22 protein-coding genes and 2 tRNA genes are annotated in these 19284 nt (G+C 69.2%); 15 read left to right on the plus strand and 9 right to left on the minus strand.

The window, feature by feature from the left end; all coding sequences use genetic code 11:
* Window positions 1–8: 8 nt before the first annotated feature.
* Window positions 9–1319, plus strand: coding sequence for a hypothetical protein (locus KF837_14835; protein ID MBX3228594.1), 1311 nt, complete (start codon window positions 9–11; stop codon window positions 1317–1319).
* Here KF837_14835 and KF837_14840 read toward each other — a convergent pair.
* Genes KF837_14840 through KF837_14850 form a run of 3 tightly spaced genes read right to left on the minus strand, consistent with a single transcriptional unit; the run spans window position 1304 to window position 3305 of the window.
* Window positions 1304–2557 carry an aspartate kinase gene (locus KF837_14840; GenBank protein MBX3228595.1) on the minus strand — a complete coding sequence of 418 codons (1254 nt, stop codon included), beginning with the start codon at window positions 2555–2557 and terminating at the stop codon, window positions 1304–1306. The genes KF837_14835 and KF837_14840 overlap by 16 nt on opposite strands.
* A 35-nt stretch (window positions 2558–2592) precedes the next feature.
* Window positions 2593–2994 carry a type II toxin-antitoxin system VapC family toxin gene (locus KF837_14845; GenBank protein MBX3228596.1) on the minus strand — a complete coding sequence of 134 codons (402 nt, stop codon included), beginning with the start codon at window positions 2992–2994 and terminating at the stop codon, window positions 2593–2595.
* Window positions 2991–3305 (minus strand): type II toxin-antitoxin system Phd/YefM family antitoxin, encoded by a 315-nt coding sequence (locus KF837_14850; protein ID MBX3228597.1) that lies wholly within the window; start codon window positions 3303–3305, stop codon window positions 2991–2993. The genes KF837_14845 and KF837_14850 overlap by 4 nt, the downstream gene beginning before the upstream one ends.
* A 104-nt stretch (window positions 3306–3409) precedes the next feature.
* On the opposite strand from KF837_14850, the gene KF837_14855 reads away from it, so the two are divergent.
* From KF837_14855 to KF837_14880, 6 genes are all read left to right on the plus strand, one after another.
* Window positions 3410–3739, plus strand: a complete 330-nt coding sequence (locus tag KF837_14855; protein ID MBX3228598.1) for a flagellar biosynthetic protein FliO — start codon at window positions 3410–3412, stop codon at window positions 3737–3739.
* Window positions 3736–4404: a type III secretion system export apparatus subunit SctR gene (gene sctR, locus KF837_14860; GenBank protein ID MBX3228599.1), complete on the plus strand. Its 669-nt coding sequence runs from the start codon at window positions 3736–3738 to the stop codon at window positions 4402–4404. The genes KF837_14855 and sctR overlap by 4 nt, the downstream gene beginning before the upstream one ends.
* Window positions 4405–4410: 6 nt before the next feature.
* Complete coding sequence (locus KF837_14865; protein MBX3228600.1) at window positions 4411–4641, plus strand: hypothetical protein; 231 nt, start codon at window positions 4411–4413, stop codon at window positions 4639–4641.
* Window positions 4642–4704: 63 nt separating this feature from the next.
* Window positions 4705–4777 (plus strand) — tRNA-Ala (locus tag KF837_14870).
* A gap of 69 nt (window positions 4778–4846) precedes the next feature.
* Window positions 4847–5476, plus strand: coding sequence for a hypothetical protein (locus tag KF837_14875; protein ID MBX3228601.1), 630 nt, complete (start codon window positions 4847–4849; stop codon window positions 5474–5476).
* 12 nt (window positions 5477–5488) lie between these two features.
* Complete coding sequence (locus tag KF837_14880; protein MBX3228602.1) at window positions 5489–5968, plus strand: hypothetical protein; 480 nt, start codon at window positions 5489–5491, stop codon at window positions 5966–5968.
* A 10-nt stretch (window positions 5969–5978) separates the two neighbouring features.
* On the opposite strand, the gene KF837_14885 is transcribed toward KF837_14880, so the two are convergent.
* The 4 genes from KF837_14885 to KF837_14900 all read right to left on the minus strand — a co-directional run bounded on the left by KF837_14885 (window position 5979) and on the right by KF837_14900 (window position 10001).
* Window positions 5979–6497, minus strand: coding sequence for a hypothetical protein (locus KF837_14885; GenBank protein ID MBX3228603.1), 519 nt, complete (start codon window positions 6495–6497; stop codon window positions 5979–5981).
* Window positions 6494–7249 carry a sigma-70 family RNA polymerase sigma factor gene (locus KF837_14890; GenBank protein ID MBX3228604.1) on the minus strand — a complete coding sequence of 252 codons (756 nt, stop codon included), beginning with the start codon at window positions 7247–7249 and terminating at the stop codon, window positions 6494–6496. The genes KF837_14885 and KF837_14890 overlap by 4 nt, the downstream gene beginning before the upstream one ends.
* Before the next feature lie 150 nt (window positions 7250–7399).
* Window positions 7400–9049 (minus strand): hypothetical protein, encoded by a 1650-nt coding sequence (locus tag KF837_14895; GenBank protein MBX3228605.1) that lies wholly within the window; start codon window positions 9047–9049, stop codon window positions 7400–7402.
* 166 nt (window positions 9050–9215) lie between these two features.
* Window positions 9216–10001, minus strand: a complete 786-nt coding sequence (locus tag KF837_14900) for a hypothetical protein (GenBank protein ID MBX3228606.1) — start codon at window positions 9999–10001, stop codon at window positions 9216–9218.
* A gap of 166 nt (window positions 10002–10167) precedes the next feature.
* Between KF837_14900 and KF837_14905 the strand changes: the two genes are divergently transcribed.
* From KF837_14905 to KF837_14925, 5 genes are all read left to right on the plus strand, one after another.
* Window positions 10168–10244: transfer RNA gene (locus KF837_14905), tRNA-Pro, on the plus strand.
* Window positions 10245–10312: 68 nt separating this feature from the next.
* Entirely contained in the window at window positions 10313–10456 is a 144-nt protein-coding gene (locus KF837_14910) for a hypothetical protein (GenBank protein ID MBX3228607.1), read from the plus strand.
* Window positions 10457–10724: 268 nt separating this feature from the next.
* Entirely contained in the window at window positions 10725–11246 is a 522-nt protein-coding gene (locus KF837_14915) for an addiction module protein (protein ID MBX3228608.1), read from the plus strand.
* A 30-nt stretch (window positions 11247–11276) separates the two neighbouring features.
* Entirely contained in the window at window positions 11277–11543 is a 267-nt protein-coding gene (locus KF837_14920) for a type II toxin-antitoxin system RelE/ParE family toxin (protein MBX3228609.1), read from the plus strand.
* Between the two features lie 713 nt (window positions 11544–12256).
* The gene (locus tag KF837_14925) at window positions 12257–13186 is read left to right on the plus strand and encodes an SDR family oxidoreductase (GenBank protein MBX3228610.1); all 930 of its coding nucleotides are present in this window, start codon (window positions 12257–12259) and stop codon (window positions 13184–13186) included.
* Between the two features lie 158 nt (window positions 13187–13344).
* Here the strand turns inward: KF837_14925 and KF837_14930 are convergent, their stop codons facing one another.
* The gene (locus KF837_14930) at window positions 13345–14586 is read right to left on the minus strand and encodes a TPM domain-containing protein (GenBank protein MBX3228611.1); all 1242 of its coding nucleotides are present in this window, start codon (window positions 14584–14586) and stop codon (window positions 13345–13347) included.
* Window positions 14583–15596 carry a TIGR02996 domain-containing protein gene (locus tag KF837_14935; GenBank protein ID MBX3228612.1) on the minus strand — a complete coding sequence of 338 codons (1014 nt, stop codon included), beginning with the start codon at window positions 15594–15596 and terminating at the stop codon, window positions 14583–14585. Before KF837_14935 ends, KF837_14930 begins: the two co-directional genes overlap by 4 nt.
* A 63-nt stretch (window positions 15597–15659) precedes the next feature.
* On the opposite strand from KF837_14935, the gene KF837_14940 reads away from it, so the two are divergent.
* The 3 genes from KF837_14940 (at window position 15660) to KF837_14950 (ending at window position 19170) form a co-directional block, all read left to right on the plus strand.
* Window positions 15660–16076, plus strand: coding sequence for a hypothetical protein (locus KF837_14940; GenBank protein ID MBX3228613.1), 417 nt, complete (start codon window positions 15660–15662; stop codon window positions 16074–16076).
* Between the two features lie 632 nt (window positions 16077–16708).
* Window positions 16709–18094, plus strand: a complete 1386-nt coding sequence (locus KF837_14945; protein MBX3228614.1) for a hypothetical protein — start codon at window positions 16709–16711, stop codon at window positions 18092–18094.
* 176 nt (window positions 18095–18270) lie between these two features.
* Window positions 18271–19170 carry a hypothetical protein gene (locus KF837_14950; protein ID MBX3228615.1) on the plus strand — a complete coding sequence of 300 codons (900 nt, stop codon included), beginning with the start codon at window positions 18271–18273 and terminating at the stop codon, window positions 19168–19170.
* Window positions 19171–19284: the final 114 nt, after the last annotated feature.

The raw sequence follows: 19284 nt of genomic DNA on the forward strand, positions 1-19284 counted from the left end.
GAAGAGCCGTGGTCACGGCGACGTACTCCACGGTGGCGTTGACGCTCGGGCTGGTCGTCGCGCGCCCGCGCATCGGCGCGCGCTTCCGGCTCACGCCCGCGACCGCGGTCACCGCCGGCGTGGCGGTGCTGACCGCGCTCGGGAGCGTTCGTGTCGCCGACATCGGCTGGGCCGCGTCGACGATGTGGCGTCCGCTCCTCGGCGTCGTGTCGATCATGGTGATGACGGGCGTCGCGCGGCGGATGGGCGTGCTCGACGGCATCGCGGAGATCATCTTCCGGCGCGCGGCGCGGAGCGCGGGCGGCTTGTTCGCGGCGGTGTTCGCGTTCGGCACCGTCACCGCCGCGGTCCTCAACAACGACTCGGCGATCCTCCTCCTGACGCCGCTCGTCGTCGACATCGCGCGCCGCCGCCGCCCCGATCTCGTCATCCCGCTCGCGTTCGCGGTGTTCCTCTCCGCCGGCGTCGCCCCGCTCGTCGTGTCGAACCCGATGAACATGGTCGTCGCGTCGTACGCGGGCATCGGCTTCAACGACTACGCCCGCGCGATGGCCCTGCCGTCGATCGCGGGTGGCCTCACGACGTTCGCCGTCGCATGGCTCGTGTTCCGCCGGAGTCTCGGTGCACGGGGCCCCAGAAGCGGCCGCGAATGCGGTCGCGAAGCGACCCGAGCGCAAAGCGCGAGGGCCGTGTCTGGGGCGGGGGTGTCGGGGGCGGAGCCCCTGACGTTGACCGGTCTCCGCCTCGTGACGCTGCTCGCCCTCGGCGCGGTCGTCGTCGCGTACCCGGTCGTCTCGTACTTCGGCGGTCCGGTGTGGATCGTCGCGGCGGCGGGTGCGGTGCTGCTCCTCGCGATCGGCGCCGTCGCGCGCTGTCCGACGCGCGAGGTCCTCCGCGACGGCGTGCACGCGGACACGCTCCTCTTCCTCGTCGGCGCGTTGATCCTGTCGATCGGGCTCCGCAACGTCGGGATCCTCTCGCACCTCGCGAGCGTCTACGACGGCGCGTCGCCGATGAAGGTCGGCCTCGTCTCCGCGGTCGGCTCCGCGATCCTCAACAACCACCCGATGAGCCACCTCAACATGTTCGCCCTCGGCGCGCACGGCGCTGGCGGCGACGCGCACGCGCCGTCGGTGCTCGCGGCGCTCATCGGCGGCGACCTCGGCCCGCGCATGTTCCCGATGGGCTCGCTCGCGGGCCTCCTCTGGTTCGAGATGCTCCGCCGCGGCGGCGTCGAGCTCCCGATGCGCCGCTTCCTCTGGATCGGCGCGACCGCGACGCTGCCCGCGCTCTTCGTGAGCCTCTACTTCTTGGCCTGAGGCTCGAGCGACGCGCGCTCCTTGCCGAGGCCGAAGCCGTCGTGCAGCGCGCGCACGGCGAGCTCGGTGTACTTCTGGTGGACGAGGCAGCTCACTTTGATCTCGCTCGTCGAGATCGCCTGGATGTTGATGCCCTCTCCGGCGAGGAGCTTGAACATGCGCGAGGCGATGCCGGCGTGCGAGCGCATGCCGAGGCCGACGATCGACACCTTCACGACGTCCTCGTCGTAGCGGATCTCGGTCGCGCCGAGCTTCTTGCCGATCTCGTCGATGAACGGACGCGCGCGCTGGAGGTCGGTCGTCGCGAGGGTGAAGGTGACGTCGGCGCGGTCGGAGGCGCCCGTCGTCGCGTTCTGGATGATCATGTCGACGGAGATGTTCTTCTCCGCGAGCGCGCTGAAGAGCTCGGCGACGACGCCCGGCTTGTCGTGGAGGCCGATGACGTTCACGCGCGCCTCGTTCTTGTCGTACGCGACGCCGGCGACGACGACGTCCTCGAGCGTCTTGTCCTCTCCCGTCACCCACGTGCCCTCGGCGTCGCTGAACGAGGAGCGGACATGGACCGGAACGCCGTACTTCATCGCAATCTCCACGCTGCGGATCTGCAGCACCTTCGCGCCGAGCGACGCGAGCTCGAGCATCTCCTCGTAGGAGATCTTCGGGATCTTCTTCGCCGACGAGCAGATGTTCGGGTCGGTCGTGTACACGCCGTCGACGTCGGTGAAGATCTCGCACGCGTCGGCCTTGATCGCGGCCGCGACCGCGACCGCGGACGTGTCCGAGCCGCCGCGCCCCAGCGTCGTGATGTTCCCGTCCTCGTCGACGCCCTGGAACCCGGCGATGACCGCGATCTCCCCGCGCTTGCACGCCTCGCGGATCCTCTCGCCGTCGATCGTCTTGATGCGCGCCTTCGAGAAGGCGTGGTCGGTGAGGACCTTCACCTGATGGCCGAGGAAGGAGCGGGCCTTGCCGCCCTCCGAGTGGATCGCGAGGGAGAGGAGGGCGGAGGTGACCTGCTCGCCGGTCGCGGCGATGACGTCCATCTCGCGCGCGTCCGGCACCGGCGCGACCTCGTGCGCGAGCTTGAGGAGGCGGTTGGTCTCGCCGCTCATCGCGCTCACGACGACGACGACGTCGTTGCCCTTCTTCTGCTCCGCGAGCGCGCGCTTCGCGACGTTGCGAATGCGCTCGACCGAACCGACGGAGGTGCCACCGAACTTCTGGACGACGAGTGCCACGGGGCGGGGATGTCTATTCGGCGCGACGTAGCGCGTCAACTCTGGGCATCGACGCGTTTCGGTCCCGCTCTCGGCTCGAGCAGCTTCGCGTCCGCGGTCACGAGCGTCGCCTTCTCCCGCAACGCCGTCGCGAAGATGATGCGGTCCATCGGGTCGCCGTGAAGCCCCTCGAGCCGCGAGGCCATGATCGCGATCTCGCCGTCGACGGGGATCTCGAGGATTCCACCGGACTGCACCCTACGCCGAAAGTCCGCCACCGTACCGGTGAGCTTGACTCGATCGGCGGCGACGAGGTTTCCGAGCTCGAGATAGCTGATGGCCGACACCACCAGCTCTCGCGACCGATCTGCCAGCGCGATCGTGCGGCGTGCCGACCGTCCCAGCTTCTCGGCCGACGTGCCCCACCAGAGGAGAGCGTGAGTATCGAGGAGGATCATCGCTTCTTCTTGCTTCGACGCTTGGGTGTCGGAGCAGGAAGTGCTCCGACGAGGCGAAGCTCTTCCTCATCCGGCTCCCAATCCGCAGGGTCGATGGCTGGCGACATGACGTCGCCCATGTACAGCACCATGTCCTTCGCGAAACCGAATGAGCTCTTCCGCGGCTCGACGGCTTGCACCAACTTCGCGACGGGACGACCGTGCTTGGTGATCACCACTTCCTCACCCGTCGCCGCGACGCGCTCCATCAGCGCGAGGCACTTCGCCTTGAACTGGGCGGCGGGAATCGTGATCTCGGCGCGTCGTTGCATGACCATGATTGTAGTCAAATCGCTTCAGGCGTCACCCGCGCGAAACACGAAATCCGTGGTCGGGGGGTTGACCTCCGCGCGCGGCTGGTCGATGAGGGGCCCTCGTGGGGCCTTACGCGGGGTACATCGTGCAGACGCTCGTGACGCTGCTCGCGGTGTGCGCGCTCGCGTTCGTCGTGCTGTACGGCGCGCGGCGGCTCGGCCTCGGGCGGCCGCGGGGACCGATCTCGCTCGTCGGTCTCCTCCCGCTCGATGCGCGTCGCTCGATCTACCTCGTGAAGGTGGCGGGGCAGGTCATCGTCGTCGGCGCGTCGGAGGCGGGGTTCACGAAGCTCGGCGAGGTCGCGGCGACGGACGTGCCGGAGGAGGCGCCGGCCGAGTCGCCCGCGTTCGCCGACGTCCTCAGCCGCGCGCTCCGACGCGACAAGCGATGACCGACTTCCTCGGGAAGCCGATCGCGCTCGTCGTCGCGCTCGCGCTGGTCTCGCTCCTGCCGTTCGTCTTCATGGGCGTCACCGCCTTCGTGAAGATCTCGACCGTCCTCCAGATCACGCGGAGCGCGATCGGCGCGCAGTCGGTCCCCTCGAACACGGTCGTGATGGCGCTCGCGACCGCGCTCACGCTCATCGCGATGGCGCCGGTGGGGCAGCGCATCTTCGATCGCGCCGCGCCGATCGCGCGCGAGGCGCAAGGGAAGAACCAGGACACGACCGTGCTCATCGAGCGCGGCGTCGAGGCGGTGCGCGAGCCGATGCGCGACTTCCTGAAGGCGAACTCCTCGGAGAAGGAGCGCGCGCGCTTCTTCGCCGTCGCGAAGAACGCCCGCCCCGAGGCGGAGCGCGCGGACGTCGGCGCCGACGACCTCACCACCCTCGTCCCCGCGTTCGTCGTGACGGAGCTGACCGAGGCCTTCGCGATCGGCTTCCTCATCTACTTGCCGTTCCTCGTCATCGACCTCGTGATCGCGAACGTGCTCCTCGCGCTCGGGATGCAGATGCTCAGCCCGACCCAGGTGAGCCTCCCGTTCAAGCTGCTCCTCTTCGTCGCGATCGACGGCTGGGGGCTCTTGGCGCAGGCGCTGGTTCAAGGGTACAGATAGCGGTCGATGCGAGCGTTCGGCGTCATCGTCCTCTTCTGTTTCTCCCTGCTCGCCGCGTGCGACGAGCTGAATCGTCCGATGGCGGTGCCGAACGGAAACGTGAACAACCTCGGCGGGACGTCGGCCTCGAGCTCCGGCGCGCCCGACGCGGCGGCGCCCGACGCGCTGCCGGCGCTCCCGCCGCCCGGCCCGGGCCAGCCCGCCGTGCAGCCCCAGCCCGGCGACGTCCAGCTTTGAGGATCACGGAGGACCGCGCTTGACATCGTCGGCGCCGCGCGTAGAGTCCGCGGCTCGGAATCAGGGCTCGTAGCTCAGCTGGGAGAGCGCCGCGTTCGCAATGCGGAGGTCAGGGGTTCGATCCCCCTCGGGTCCACGAAAATCCTGGCGGTCCAAGACCGCGTGATAGGCTGGACGATAACCGAATATGTTCAGCCCGCGCGCCATGATTCAGGCCGCTGTTGGTTACGTGAGGAAGAACCCCGACGAGGTGGTTCGAGCGGCGGTCAACGCGACGGGGCTGCGCTTCGGCGTGCCGATCGCGACGCTGCGCTGGTTCGCGGGACAGATCAAAGGATCGAAGGCGCCGAAGGACGTCGAGATCTCGAGCGCGCCGCCCGCGCTCAAGCTCAGCGCGGTCGTCGACGCGATGGGCACGCCCGTCCGCGCCTCCGCCGCGATCAAGATCGACGAGGTCACGATCACGGAGGACTCGCTCCGCATCGGCGTGCGCCTGCGCGAGGTGAAGCTCGCGCTCGCGGCCGACAGCGAGTCGCCGGTCGCCACGCTCATCAAGTCCGGCGCGCTCGATCTGTCGAAGCCCGGCAACCTGGTCAAATACATCCCGAAGCGCCCCGCCGCCGTCGTCGAGGCGGAGGGCGATCGCGTCGTGGTCGATCTGATGAAGGTGCCGAAGCTCGCGAACGACGCCCGTCTTCGCCGCGCGCTCGGCATCCTGTCGCCGATCCTCGGCATCCGCGCGATCGAGACGGATCGCGATCACCTCTACGTGAAGCTTCGTGCCACACCGGCCGGACTGCCCGAAGCGCTCGGCAAGCTGCGCGCACCTGAGTAGACTCGGCGGCTGATGAAGCGCGCGCCGTTCCTCGCCGCCTTCGCCGCCGCGGCGGCGTCCGCGCTCACCTTCGCCGCGGCGGCGACGGTGGGCTGCAACGAGCTCGAGACGGTGGACCCGCCCGACGCCGCCCCGCGCGCGTGCGATCCCGGTCCGTTCGTCTTCAACGACAACGGGGACCGAGCGCTCCCGCTCCCGAACGAGCAGACCGAGAACACGTGCAGCGGCGACGGCACCGGCGAGCCGGTGATCGAGCGCCTCCCGCGCGGCGGTCGCTACGGCGTCGGCTGGAAGGTGCAGCTCGTGGGCGCGCGCGATCAACAAGGAGATTGCGACATCCTCGTCGTGTGCACGTGCGCGATCCCCAACAGCACGCCGCCGCCGGAGCCGGAACCGGAGGACGCCGGGCCCGACGCCGATCCGGACGCGGCGCCGCCGCCACCCCCTCCGCCGCCGCCGCCTCCGGGTGCACCGACCTGGCGTTGCGAGTAGCGCGTCGCGATCAGTAGCGGCGATCGGCGAGGTCGCCGAGCGCGCGCTCGAGGTCGATCTCGCGGAGCCCGGCGTCGAGCCGCGCACGTTCCCCCCACCACGCGGTCTTGTCCGGCGGCGTGGCGGCGAGCGCGTCTTTGTAGTCCTCGGGGTTGAGGAGGAGCACGGCCTCGCGCGCGTTCTCGAGCGAGGCGTCGACCATCGCGAGCTCGTCTTCGAGATCGGCGCCGCTCTTCCGCGCGCTCTCGAGCGCGGCGCGGGCGGAGACGGCGAAGGAGACCCACTCCTCCGCGTCGGAGCGCGCGTCGAGCCCTTCCGCGAAGGCGGCGGCGGCGTGCTCCATCTCGACGCGGACGCGGATCGAGCCGAGCGCGGTGAGGAGGCCGCGCGCGGTATGGGCGATCGCGGACGGCCTCCCGCGCGCGATCGCGCGGCGAGCGGCCTCGAGGTCGAGCCAGTAGCGCGCGAGGACGACGCGCGGCTCGTGCGAGATATCGGTCAGCGTGATGCGGATGCTCACGTTGCTCATCGCGATGCCTCGTTCATCATCGGGGGCGGGGGAGTCGTCCGTGGAGCGAGGACACGTGCGCGAACCCAGTCGCGTGCGCGTTGGAGGAGCTTGTCGACGCGCGCGCGCGCGCGCCGCCGCCGCGCGATCGCGGCCTCGACGTCGGACGCGTGGTGACCGTCGCTCCGCGCGCGGACGTTCGTGTCGTCGGTGTAGGGCGTGCCCTCGCTGGACTCGCGCTCCACTTCACGGTCTACGAGGTGATCGATCGGCACGCCTTCCAGATATACGGCCGTCAGCACCTCGCGATAACGGGCCGGCGCGGTATGCAGGACGAGGACGACCTGATCGACGAGCGCCTTCTCGCTCCGCTCTTCCTCCGCGCGCTCCATGGCAGCATGTGGGTCGAGCCCGCTCGAAGCGAAGAAGTCTTCCTCGTAACACTCGGTCTTCTCGTAGACGCCGCTTGCTTCGCGGTGGTAGTCGCGCGCGCGGTTCTTCGCGGCGACGGCGAGGTAGCCGTCCTCGAAGCCGGGCTCGACGTTGCCGGCGATGATGCGATCGAGGACCGACAGGGTCACCGCCTGCGCGAGGTCTTCGCGCGACTGGGCGGGGATCCCGTTCTGGGTGAGCACGCGGACCGCTTCGGCGCGAAGGATCGCGGCGAGCTCGTCCCGCGCGGAGCGGAAATCATGATCGTTGGCAGGGCCGACCGCACGGAGTGCTCGCGCCCCAATCGCCGCACGTCCGGGGACGCGCGCCGCGCTATTCATGGGACCTCCCATCGCGAAGGATAGCCACGCGGGGGATGGACGACGAACGGCTCAGTCGCTGACACATTCCCGGAAAAATCGGGACGATGCGCCCTTACGCGAGCGCACACCGCGTGCCTTTGTCGCGTCCCGTCCGACGTGGCGGCGGGCTCAGCGGCAGGGCTGGCAGCCGCCGGCGCCGGCGACCATGCACGGGAGGCCGTCGACCTTGATCGCTTGCGAGGCGTTCGGGTGGTTCACGCAGTAGCTCGAGGCGACGCAGTTGGCGGGGCACGCGTCCGCGGACGGCGGCGGCTCCACCGGACCGGTGCTGCTGCCCGGACCGCGCGCGAGGTGCCGATCGAGCTTCGCGCACAGGTTGCGGTGCTGGGTCGAGAAGCGCGACGGGTATCCCTCGCGGTGGTGGACGTCGTTGAGCTTCGCGAGCGGGTACGGGATCGGGATCCACTCGCCCTTGCGATCCATCTCCTCGAAGAAGTTCCGGTCGAACTTGAAGCGCTCGGTGCGGCGCTGATACTTCACGACGAGCCCGTCGGGGTTGTCGATCGTGCCGCGGAGGTCCGCGTACGTGCTCGTCGCGGCGAGGTGCTTGTAGAGCTGCATCGCGATCAGCTCGTCGATCGTCGCGGAGCCGTCGAAGTACGAGTTCCAGTAGCCGTCGATGTACCCGACCTCCATGACCTTCCGCGAGGCGTCGTCGTTCTTGTAGCCCTCGTGGTTGTACGAGTAGCGGATGTCGATGTCGCGGACCTCGAGGTCGAAGATCGCGAGCAGGTCGCGGTAGTGGAGCGTCTGGTTGTTGACGACCGTGCGCGGCGCGCGGCCGATCGCGCTCCGCACGGAGTCCTTCCACAGGTTCGTCGTCGTCGACGAGCGGCACTCGAGGAGGTCGTGGAGGAAGAGCGGCCCGAACTTGTCGAAGTTCTCGTGGTCGACGATGCGCTTCGTCGCGGCCTGCGCCATGAGGCGATTCGCGAGGATGCCGAGGCGCAGCGACGGCCGGAACGCGAACGAGCGCGACACCGCCTCGATGTTCGTGTCGAGGTTGGGGCGATAAGGATACGACGCATAGATCTGCGTGCCGCGGAGCTGCGCCCGCACGTTCGCCGCGTCGAACAGCGGCGTGTAGCGCGGGAGGCTCCGCGTCGCGACCTCGCGCCGGAACTTGCCGTAGTCCTCGAGCTCGCGCTCCTGGACGTGGTTCGTGCGGCTCGTGAGCTCGTCGTTGTCGGAGCCGTAGAACGACGGCCAGTCGGGGTACATCGAGAAGATGGGGCGGTGCTCGGGCCCGTGGCACGTCGTGCACTTACGGCTCGCCTCGGCGATGTCCGCGTTCGACTGCCACACCGGCGGGCGCCCGTTGCCGAACTGCGCAGCGGTGAGCTTGAACGTCTTCGCGTTCGCGTCGAAGTCGATCACGTCGAGGCGATTCGGCTCCGTCTGTCCGGCGGCGCCGCCGTTGTAGCTGATCATCAGCCCGCTGCGCTCGTCCCAGAGGATCGCGCGCGGCGCGGTCGGCGACGAGCTCTGCGAGACGACGCGCTCGACGAGGTGCCCACGCGGCCCTTCGAAGAGCCGCCCGTGCTTCAGCGTGAAGTTGATGAGGAAGTCCTTCGGCAGCTGGGCGGGAAGCTGATCGAGCGACCGCAGCGGCGCGGCGATCTGCTCGAGGCGCTGGTGCGTGAGGGCGGGCTGGCTCCGATCGATGACGGCGCTCTCGTCGCCGGCGGTCGCCTCGTCCTCGGCCTCCTCGGACGTGGCGGCGCAAGCGGCAGCAAGGGCAACGAGACCAACCGACACAAGCGAGCGAACGAACCGCATACCCACCGCCGAGCACGGTGTATGCCAGTGTGGGTGATCGGCTGCGTCGTAGCGGAAATGCCGTCAAAATAGCGGTTCAGGCTTGGTTCCGGTCTCACTGGAAGGCCCTCTCGAGGCAGCTGATCCAGCGAGCCCGCCCATGGCGTCACCCAGAACGGACACCACTCCTCCTCTTCTTCGCCCTCTCCTTGCTCCTCTTCTTTTCCTCCCTCTCCTCGAGCGAACGCATCCGCTCGAGGAGCGTCGCCCCGGCGTCGCGGACGACGCGGGAGCGCGACGACTGCGCACGCGCGATCAAGCGGTGCCGTGTCTCGTCGTCGCCGAAGGCCGCGGAGTGCCACAGCCAGTAGAGGATGTCGGGCATGTAGTCGGCGATCCGCGCCGGCGGCTTCGCGTCTTCTTCATCCTCCGAGGGCTCGGGCATCTCCTCGACGCGACCGCGAACGAGGAGCTCGGCGAGCCACAGCGCGCGACGCAGCCGCTCCGACGCGCGGAACGCGGTCTTCGGAAGCGCGGGCAGCGCCCCGAGCTTCGCGACGTCATCGTGCCACCCAAACGTCTCGACCCACTCGATCGGCGGCCACTCGGGCCAGTCGAGCACATGGCGCGCGGCATCGACGGCGCGCGCGAACGGCGCCGCCCGCCGGTCGCGATGCCACTTCTGGAACGCGTCGTACGCACCGAGGAAGAGCCGCGCATCGGTAGCGACGGGCCGCGAGAACCCTTCGCCGCGATCCCACCACACGACGCGCTCCCCACCATCAGGCATGACATGCACGAAGAGGAGCCCTTCCCCTTCGTGCGAGAGCTCGAAGCACGCGGCGAGCAACTGAGCGACGGGCCAGATGGAGTTCTGATGCTCGGCGTGAGCAAGCACCTCCTCGAACGCATTCGCGCCCCCGAGCATCGTCTCGAGCGGCGGAAGAAACATCGACTTCCTCCTCGAATCCACGAGCCCCCGCTCCACGAGCACCCGAGGCGGCGCAAACCCAAACGCTTCCACGAACCGCGCCCGAACCGCAGCCGTCATCGCCCCAATCCTATACGCCGCCCCGTCGACGCCACACCACCCGCCGTGCTAAGAGATGCCCACTCCACGGGGAGTCGCACAGTCCGGTAGTGCACAAGCTTTGGGTGCTTGTCGTCGCGGGTTCAAATCCCGCCTCCCCGACCAAGATTCCGCGGACTTCCGAGCTGGTTGGACGGCAGGGTGGACCGGTTCACGAGGAGCCGGACACCGACGTGAGCCGTCTCACCCGCGCGATCGAGCGCGCGTCTGCGGCCGGCGAATGGGGCGTCGTCGAGTTGCTCGGCCGCCAGCTTGAAGTGCTGGCGCGCGGCCCCAACGTGGTCGACCTCGCGGATGCACGGCTTCGGAAGCGCTAGGCTCATCGCGATGGTCGTCATGACGACGGAACGTGAAGACCTGCTTACCGCTGTTCGCGCTGCGATTGGTGCGGCCGCGCGTCTTCAAGGCGCGACGGAGATCGCATCTTCGTGTCGGCCCACGTGAAGCATCGCGAGACCGGACGGCGGCGGGTGTCGCTGCGCGGCCTGTTCCGCACGAGCGCTCATTCGCAGCGCGGAGCGGAGCGTGCGAGAGTCTGCACCGACGCCGCGTGATGCGGTGCAAGGTAACCGTTCACGGGGTGGGTTGAGCGAGTTGGTCGCCGACCACGCCGACGCCGAAGAGCAGCGCGGCCGACGCCGGCCGAGCGGCAGCGGCCAGAGCGGCAGAACGCCAACGGTGGACTCGATGAAGTATCGGACGGTGAAACCCGAGCCTCTGGACGTCTCGTGCAGTGCGCTCCCTGCCGACGCCGGCGCCGTCGGCCGTGTTGCTCCTGATGCGGCTGCTGACTGGCCCCGAGACGCGCCCGGAGTCTCGGGCGCTCGATGCGCACGAGTATCGCGCTGCACGCCGTCCATTCCGCGGGCGGGCGAGGCGCGCTACGCTGTGTTTATGGGGCTCCCCAAGCTCGTCGATGAAGCCATGGCTCTTCCGCCCGACGAACGGGAAGAGCTTGCAGCCATCCTGCTCGACTCCCTTGAGGCCCCGGCCGGGATCTCGATCGACGACGCGGAAGAGATCGACAGGCGGGCCGCCGCGGCGCTTTCGGGCGAGGATCCAGGCGTCCCCTGGGATGAGCTCCGAAAGAGGCTCGGCGGCGGTTGATTCGGTTCTCGGCCGGCGCGTCTCGCGAGCTTGAAAGCGGACTTTCGCCGCTACCAACGCCAGCGGGCCGGTCGAGGGCTCCGCTTCCTCGCGGCGATCGACGTGGCGCTGGTACGCATCGTCGCAGCGCCCCTGTCATTCCCTCTTCTTCGTCCGCCGCATGTCCGCTCGGCCAAGGTCGAACGATTCCCGTACCGCGTCGTGTTCCTCGTGACCGGAGAAGACGTCCGCGTCCTTGCCGTGGCTCACGGGCGTCGCCGTCCTGGCTACTGGCGTCGCCGGTTGCAAGAGCCGTGAGATCGTCCGATCGAGCAGCTCGGACGCCTCCTCGACGTGTCCCGCCAACCATCGAGCAGCCTCGTCTGCCGTTCACGTCCCGTTCACATGACTTCCGCACTTCGTGGAACGCGGCGGCACTTCGTGCACCTCTGCGGCCAGCCTCGCGACCGCGCGGAACGCGCGATCCATCGTTCCTTCGGGCCGATCTCGCACAGCCCGCGTCAGCTCCCGCCTCCCCGACCATCCGCACCCGCGAGCCCGGTCTTTCACGGGGTCGCGTGCGGTTGCGGATTTCTCACGAGACAGGAATGGACGATCGGAGCGGGGACGGGAGCGATGCTCGCGCCAAGCGACGCAACACGAATCGGTGTGCTCGGACCCTTCACCTGGCTGAAGGGCGACGCTCTCGTGCATCCCTGGATCTTCGACGCGGTGGAGGCGGGGCGCTGCGGCGTCTATCGGCGTGCCGCCGTGCGCGCTCGTGACGACCCGCGCGAGCGGGAGCTCGCCGGCGCACGCGGCCCTGAGCACCGGCAGGAGCGGCGCCGCGATCGGCACGTCGCGGATCGAGTGCTTCGACTTCTCCGCCCCGTCACCAAGACTGGCTTCGCAGCGCCCTGACGAGGAGGTCGGCTGCAAGCCGCTCGACGGAGACCTCTCCCATCGCGGTCGCCGGAGCGATCGGTCGACGTCGCGACCTTCTTGGTCGCGTCGGTCTATTCTGGGGATGCATGTCTCTCTATGAGCACTTCACGAAGGTGGGGCCGAGCGGTTTTGGCTATGGCTCTACGGCGGAGCAGGTGACGGAAGGTCTCTCGCTCGCGGGGAAGACCTTCCTCGTCACCGGATGCAACTCTGGCCTCGGCCTGGAGACGATGCGCGTGCTCGCGCTCCGCGGGGCTCGGGTCGTCGGGACCGCTCGCACCGAAGCAAAGGCGAGGGAGGCCGACGCGCGTGTGACGGGGGGCGAGGTCGTTCCCGTCGCCTGTGAGCTCGCCGATGCGCCGAGCATCCATCGCTGCATCGAGGCGGTGAAGGCACATGGGTTCGCGCTCGACGCGATTGTCTGCAATGCGGGGATCATGGCGCTGCCGAAGCTCGAGAAGGCCTACGGGTACGAGCTCCAGTTCATCACCAATCACGTCGGTCACTTCATGCTGGTCAACGGGCTCCTCGACCAGCTCACCGATACCGGTCGCGTCGTGATGTTGAGCAGCGACGCACACAAGCGGGCGCCTCGCGGCGGCATCGACTTCGACAACCTCGACGGCTCGCGGGGCTACAGCTCCTTCGGCGCCTATGGCCGCTCGAAGATCGCGAACATCCTCTTCGCCCTCGAGCTCTCGAATCGCCTCCGCGGCACGAAGCGCACCGCGAACTCCCTCCACCCCGGCGTCATCGATACGAACCTCGCTCGCAACATGAACCCGCTCGTCGGCGCCTTCTATGCTGTCGCCGGTCCGCTCGCGCTGAAGAGCATCCCGCAGGGCGCCGCGACGCAGGTCTTCGTCGCGACACATCCGTCCCTCGAAGGCGTCTCGGGCAAGTACTTCTCGAACTGCAACGTCGCCCGTCCGCGCCGCGACGGCACCGACGAAGCGACCGCGAAGAAGCTCTGGACGGTCACCGAGGAGATCGTCGCGAAGCTCCCGCGCGAATAGACTCCCCGCGCGCGGGTGAGATCACGCCAACGACTTCGCGACGGGCGAGTCGGTGTGCAACGGCGACAGCGGCGGTCCGCTCTTCGACGCGAATGGCCTCATCCTCGGCACGCCCACGCGTTCGCCTGGCGCCGTCGGCGTTCGCTTTCGTCGCGCGATCAGTAGCTGTCGCTTGCGCCGCCGCCGCCCGAGCGGCCTCCGCCGCCGGAGTAGCTCGTGTCGGTCGACGTCGACGTGTTCGACGTATCGGAAGAGAAGGACGAGTACGACGTGGCGGCGTCGGACGACGACGGCTCGTAGCCGGAATACTCGCCTCGACGCACCGCCCAGATCACGAACCAGATGAGCGCCCCGACGAACAGAGCGAGCGCGACGATGACGACGATCAGGGCTGTGTTGCTCCGCTTTGCGTCGGCGGCGTTCTCTGCTGTCTGTGCGGCCGCCCGCTCGCTCTCCGCGCGCGCGAACGCGATCTGTTCGCGCGCGACTGCGCGGACGGCCTCCTCGACCGAGGGCGCGGAGCGTACGGCCGCCTCGAAGCGCGGTCCGAGTGTCTTCACCCGTTCGTGCTGGATCACCGTGATCGGGCGCACCGCGGCGGCGCGGGGCGTGACGCCGATGATGACGAGCATCGGGTCGGCGTCGAGCCGCGCCTTCATTCGCAGCTGACGCATCTCGGCGTGGGCCTTGGACCAGGACGGGGCGTTGGCGGCGCGCACGTGCGGCTCGAGGTTCGGGAGGCCCGGTACGATGACGATCGCGATGTTGCTGAAGAGCGTGCCCTCGCGCGCGATCTCCTCCTCGAGCGTCGCGACGACCGAGTCTCCGAGCGTCCCCGCCTCGGCGATGACGTACATCCCGCGCGCGTAGGGCGCTGCGTGGAGCGACGCGGGCGGCGGAGGAAGAGCGCGCTCGTCGAGCACGGCCTCGATCGCGTCGAGCGTCGCCTCGATTCCCTCTCGGAAGCGGTCCTGTTTCAAGTACGGCCCGAGTCGCTCGCGCAGGATGCGCCCGCACTCGACGTCGGTGAGCAGGTGGCCGACGCCCTTGCCCGTCTCGATCCGTGTCTTGCGTTCGTTCGGCGCGATCGCGAGAAGCACGCCGTTGTCCTTCCCCTTCTTCCCGATACCCCACGTGTTGAACGTCCGGTACGCGACGTCCTCTATCGACTCGTCACCGAGCGAGCCGATGAGCAGCACCGCGATCTCGTTGCCCGTTCGGTTGCGGTAGGCGGTGATGCGCGTCTCGAGGGCCGCGTCGTCGGTCGGGGAGAGCTTGCCCGCCGTGTCGGTCACGGCATCCTGCATCGCCGGCACGTTCGTGGTGCTCGATCGCGAGCACGCGACGAGGAGGACGAGCGCGAGCGCCGCGAGCGCCGCCATGACGCGCTTCAAACTCACGATAGCCTCAGGTCCGCGAAGCGGGCGCGGAGGGCGGCGGCGTCCTCCGGCTCGATGTCCGCGCGCTCGAGCACGAGGCGGAGCCGGCGCGGGAGACTCCCACGCGCCAGCGCGCGATGGCCTTCGGAGGTCGAGCCGCAGGCGGTGAGGTCGAGCTCCTCGAGGTCGGCGAGCGCTTCGGACGCGGCGAGGACCTCCACGCCCGCGTCACCGAAGCGATTGCCATTTAGCGAGAGCGAGCGGAGCGGGCGCTCATTGGCCACGATGGCGGCGACGTCCGCGACTGCCAAATTGCAAAAGGACAATTCGAGACGAAGCAGCGATGGGCATACTTCGAAGAGCGCCGGAGCGAGGCCCGACATGTCGTCGTCGAAGACGGCCAGGCTCCGGAGCGCGCCGGTGCGCGTCGCGCGGAGGATCGTCGTGAGCGCGTCGCGTCCGAGCTCGCTCTTGACGAAGCGGAGCGCCTCGAGACGCGCGAGCGGCGGCCAGCCGGCGAGCGCCTCCGCGTTCTCGGCGCCGACCGCGCCGTTGAAGACGACCTTCCGGAGGAGGACGAGGTGCTCGCGGCGGAGCGAGCGCGTCAGCTCGAAGACGAGCCGCGGCGAGCATTGCCACAGCACGAGCTCGCGGAGGACGTAGTGGAACAAGGGATCGCGCGTGAGCTCGCGCTCGCCGCCGGCGCGGAGGAGCGCGCGCGTCGCGAAGCCGCGGTGGAGCTGCGCGCTCACGTTCGGCGCGGCGCGACCGAAGGCCTCTCCGAGCTCGCCTTGCCGCGCGAGGAGGCGAGCGCGTTCCTCCGTCTCGTCGCGCGAGAGCGGGCCCATGCCTTCGAGCGCGGAGAGCCGGAGCTGCACGGCGATCATCTCGCCGCGCGGATCGCCGCGCGTGAGGAGCGTGTCGGCGTAGACGGCGCGCGGCGCGTCGTCGTTCGGCACGGCGCGGATGGCCGCGAGCAACGGAGCATCGTCCGCGAGCTCGTCGCGGCGCTTCGTCGAGCGAGTCGCCATGGCGTGCCGATCGTACGGTACCTGTCGCCATCGTGGTGGGAGCAAGCGCTATGCTTTCTCTCGATGAACGCTCGCCGCCTCGTCCTCCTGATCGCCGGTACCACGCTCTTCGCCGTGACCGCGTATGCGTGCGGCGGGCAGATCGATCCCGATCCCGATCCGGATCCGACCGGATCGGGCGTGTCCAGGTCGCAGCGTGGCGAGAACGACGACATCGAGCGCAAGGACGACTCGCCGCCGCCGGCGTCGAGCTGCGTGCTCCGCGGCGGGAGCTCCTCGGGGACCTCCGACTTTCCGCAGTCCTACTGCGAGAGCGTGAGCCTCTACCAGTGTGGCGCCGAGACGAGGGCGCTCTCGTGCAAGTGCGCCGCGAAGAAGGGGACGTGCAGCTGCAACGGCGAGAGCTTCGCGATCGACTGCAACGGCGCGTGCGCTCCGAGCGGCGATGTGTATGCAAGGTGCAACCTTCCTCCGCCGTAGAGGAGCTACTTTGCGGCGTGCCGAGCGCGTTCGAGGTCGAGAGCCAGTAGGCCGCGGTCGACGCGACGCGGAGGCGGCCGATGCCCGTGCCGTACGGGACCGCCGCGATCGTCTTCGTCGACGTGCCGTCGAGCGCGAAGGCGCGGACCAGGCGGCGTAGAGCGTCGTGCCGTCGAGGACGACGGCGTCGAAGATCGGGCACGCGGTGCCGGCGACGACGACGGTGGCGGTCGCGTTCGACGCGGCGTTGATCGGCGCGCGGACGATGCCTTCTCGGTGCGCGTGTAGACGTCGGCGCCGCTGGTCGCGATGCCGCCCGCCGTCATCGGCACCTTGTCCTGGATGAAGTCGACGCTCGCGCTCTCTTCGGCTCGTCCTCGTTCGGATTCGCCGTCTCGTTGCCGGGCCCGTGAAGCAGGGGTGTGCCGATGTGGGCGCGCTTAAATCCTCAAAGAGGCCGCGGCTTTCAGGATGCAGATCGTGGCCAGGTGATCGAAACGTAATCGGGTGTAGGTCGATGGCGCGTGGATCGCGGCGGGGCTTGGTTGTCGCCACGCGGAGACGAGACAACTACCTAATTCGGCGGATCCGCGTGGCGAGGCGCGGGCACGGTCGCTGCTCTTCGTCCTCGCATGAGCAAGATCGAGCTCCGTTGCGTGACTGCGCTGATGATCGCGATGGCTTCGGCCGCGTGCACGGAGGCGCCCGTCACGATCGAGCGCCGCGTGCGCATCGCCGCCGACGACGACGAGCGCGAGACGGGCGCGACGTACGATGACGAGAGCGACGAAGAGGCCGACGACGAGAGCGCGTCGACGACGAGCGCGATGACGAAGAGCACGAAGGCCTCCGCGACGGAGGCGGACGTGGCGTCGATCGAGCCGGGCGAGGAGGCCGCGCCGCCGTCGATCAAGGTGACGTTCGCGGCGTCGGCCGGGCAGAAGTTCGGGAACGTCCCGATCTACCGCTCGTGCAGCGACATGGGCGTCGACTTCAACCAGGCGAGCTTCGCCGACGCGACCTCGCTCTCGCTCGTGAACGTGGTCGACAAGAAGGTGCTCGTGAAGGTCGAGGGCGCCGCCTTCGAGAAGCTGAAGGCGTCGGTCGTCAGCGGCAACGGCGAGCTCGACATTCCCGTCGAGCGAGGCGCGCTCCCGGCGACGTCGACCGAATACGCGATCGTGATGGGAGGCGACGGTCGCTTCGGGAGCCCCGCCGCGTGCGGGGCGTCGATCCAGCCGAAGAACGAGAGCGATCGCGGCGTGAAGGGCAGCGCGGGCCGCTTCCCGACCGGCCGCACGATCGCGTTCAACCGCGGGATCGGCGGGACCGGCTGCGGGATCGTCGGGTTCCTTCAGGCCTATTACGACGAGTCGCGGAGCGTGGTGTACGCGCGGCCGACGTCGCCGCTCGTCATCGCCGCCGACGACGAAGGTCGCGCCGGCTTCCCGAAGGGCTACGGCCACAAGGGTTGCGACAACCACGACTCGCCGCTCGTCCTCGATCTCCGCGGCGCCGGCGTGAAGCTCGGGCCCGCGCGCGCGGACGTCTTCGACATCGACGGTGACGGCCGCCGCGACACGCTCGGTTGGGTGATCTCGGAGGACACGCCGTTCCTCGTGCGCGACGCGAACGGGAACGGAGTCGTGGACGGCGCGGAGGAGCTGTTCGGCAACCGGACGCGTGGCCGCGACGGGCTCCTCTCGAGCGCGAACGGGTTCGAGGCGCTCGCGGCGTACGACGACGTCGAGGACGGCGTGATCGACGCGAAGGACCGCGTCTGGTCCTCGCTCCGGCTCTGGTTCGATCGCGATCACGACGGCCGGAGCACGCCCGACGAGCTCGAGACGCTCGGCGCGCGCGGCGTCCGCTCGATCGCGACCGGCTATGTCTCCGTCTCGCAGCGGCTCACCTCCGGCGGCGAGATCGAAGGCGCGATCCGGCAGCGCGGCGGCGCGACGATGAGCGACGGCCGCATCGTGTCGGTCCTCGACGTTTGGTTCGAGCGGCACTTCTGATCGGCCTGCGGCCTGCGGCCTGCGGCCTGCGCCGAAGCTCGCGCAAACCGCGCAGCGCGCGAGGTGGGTGGGCCGCGCGTCGTGGGCTGGGGTCGATCCGCCACGGATCAAACGCGAGCCGAAGTGCTTGGAATCTGGGCGGACTACACCGGCGTATGACTTGCTGAGATGTGGGTATGCCTTCCTTGCGCTCGTGGTCCGTTGCGCTCGTCCTCTCCTTCGCGGCGGCCGGCTGCGCGGCCGAGACCGACGAGAGCACCGCGTCCGATTCGGCGAACCTGAACGCCGCGACGTGCGGGCTCGATCCGACGTCGCCCGCGTCGCCGCGGCGGCTGATGGACGAGCCGCTGAAGGATCCGGAGGACGCCGAGACGCGGCTCGGATGCTTGCGCACGATCCTCACGCGGCAGAAGGACGATCGCGCTCCGTTCGCCTCGCTCTACACCGACATCACGATCTCCGCGCGCGCCGCGATCGACGCGGGGCGTTTCGAGGACGGGGTGTGGGTCGCGCGCTACATGACGACCTTCGCCGAGCTCTATCGCGAGGCGTTCGTGGGCTACGCCGACGGGCGCGCGGACGAGATCCCCGGCTCGTGGCGCATCGCGTTCGACGCCGCGCGCGACGAGCGGCCGCTGCAGGTGCAGCACGTCACGCTCGGTGTGAACGCGCACGTGAACCGCGACCTCGCGCACACGCTTTACATCGTCGGCATCGGCGAGCGCGGGGCCGTGCGCGAGAGCCGCAAGCGCGATCACTTCAAGGTGAACGAGATCCTGCGCGAGAACGTCGACGCCACGCTGAGCTCGCTCGCGGAGACGTACGCCCCGGGCCTCGGGCAGTCGCCGGCGGCGGTGATGCGGATCCTCACCGAGACGTATTACCAGGCGGTCGCGGCCGGCCGGCTCAAGGCCTGGGTCGACGCGGTCGCGCTGAGCGACGCGTTCCCGTTCCTCCGTCCCGCGATCGAGGACCAGATCGAGGTCACCTCGAAGCTCATCGCACGGACGATCCTGGTACCGACGATCAACGAAGACCTCGCCGAGAAGCTCCGCGAGATTGAGGCGGGGAACTGAACCACGCATTCGCGTAGGCGGCGGTCACGGTTCGAGTGAGCGCGGCTCGATGCTGGCCCGCTACGCGTTCGCGTCGGTGGCGGTCACGGTTCGAGTGAGCGCGGGGCGATGCTG

The organism is Labilithrix sp., from assembly GCA_019637155.1.
In the GTDB taxonomy this organism is placed as follows: Bacteria; Myxococcota_A; Polyangia; order Polyangiales; family Polyangiaceae; genus Labilithrix.

What these genes read in the sequence shown, in the direction of transcription:
- KF837_14845 (MBX3228596.1), bottom strand. Translation starts at nt 2,994, where the DNA reads ATGATCCTCCTCGATACTCACGCTCTCCTCTGGTGGGGCACGTCGGCC.
- KF837_14945 (MBX3228614.1), top strand. Translation starts at nt 16,709, where the DNA reads ATGAGCAAGATCGAGCTCCGTTGCGTGACTGCGCTGATGATCGCGATG.
- KF837_14940 (MBX3228613.1), top strand. Translation starts at nt 15,660, where the DNA reads ATGAACGCTCGCCGCCTCGTCCTCCTGATCGCCGGTACCACGCTCTTC.
- KF837_14880 (MBX3228602.1), top strand. Translation starts at nt 5,489, where the DNA reads ATGAAGCGCGCGCCGTTCCTCGCCGCCTTCGCCGCCGCGGCGGCGTCC.
- KF837_14925 (MBX3228610.1), top strand. Translation starts at nt 12,257, where the DNA reads ATGTCTCTCTATGAGCACTTCACGAAGGTGGGGCCGAGCGGTTTTGGC.
- KF837_14935 (MBX3228612.1), bottom strand. Translation starts at nt 15,596, where the DNA reads ATGGCGACTCGCTCGACGAAGCGCCGCGACGAGCTCGCGGACGATGCT.
- KF837_14875 (MBX3228601.1), top strand. Translation starts at nt 4,847, where the DNA reads ATGATTCAGGCCGCTGTTGGTTACGTGAGGAAGAACCCCGACGAGGTG.
- KF837_14865 (MBX3228600.1), top strand. Translation starts at nt 4,411, where the DNA reads ATGCGAGCGTTCGGCGTCATCGTCCTCTTCTGTTTCTCCCTGCTCGCC.
- KF837_14900 (MBX3228606.1), bottom strand. Translation starts at nt 10,001, where the DNA reads ATGTTTCTTCCGCCGCTCGAGACGATGCTCGGGGGCGCGAATGCGTTC.
- KF837_14850 (MBX3228597.1), bottom strand. Translation starts at nt 3,305, where the DNA reads ATGCAACGACGCGCCGAGATCACGATTCCCGCCGCCCAGTTCAAGGCG.
- KF837_14890 (MBX3228604.1), bottom strand. Translation starts at nt 7,249, where the DNA reads ATGAATAGCGCGGCGCGCGTCCCCGGACGTGCGGCGATTGGGGCGCGA.
- KF837_14950 (MBX3228615.1), top strand. Translation starts at nt 18,271, where the DNA reads ATGCCTTCCTTGCGCTCGTGGTCCGTTGCGCTCGTCCTCTCCTTCGCG.
- sctR (MBX3228599.1), top strand. Translation starts at nt 3,736, where the DNA reads ATGACCGACTTCCTCGGGAAGCCGATCGCGCTCGTCGTCGCGCTCGCG.
- KF837_14885 (MBX3228603.1), bottom strand. Translation starts at nt 6,497, where the DNA reads ATGAGCAACGTGAGCATCCGCATCACGCTGACCGATATCTCGCACGAG.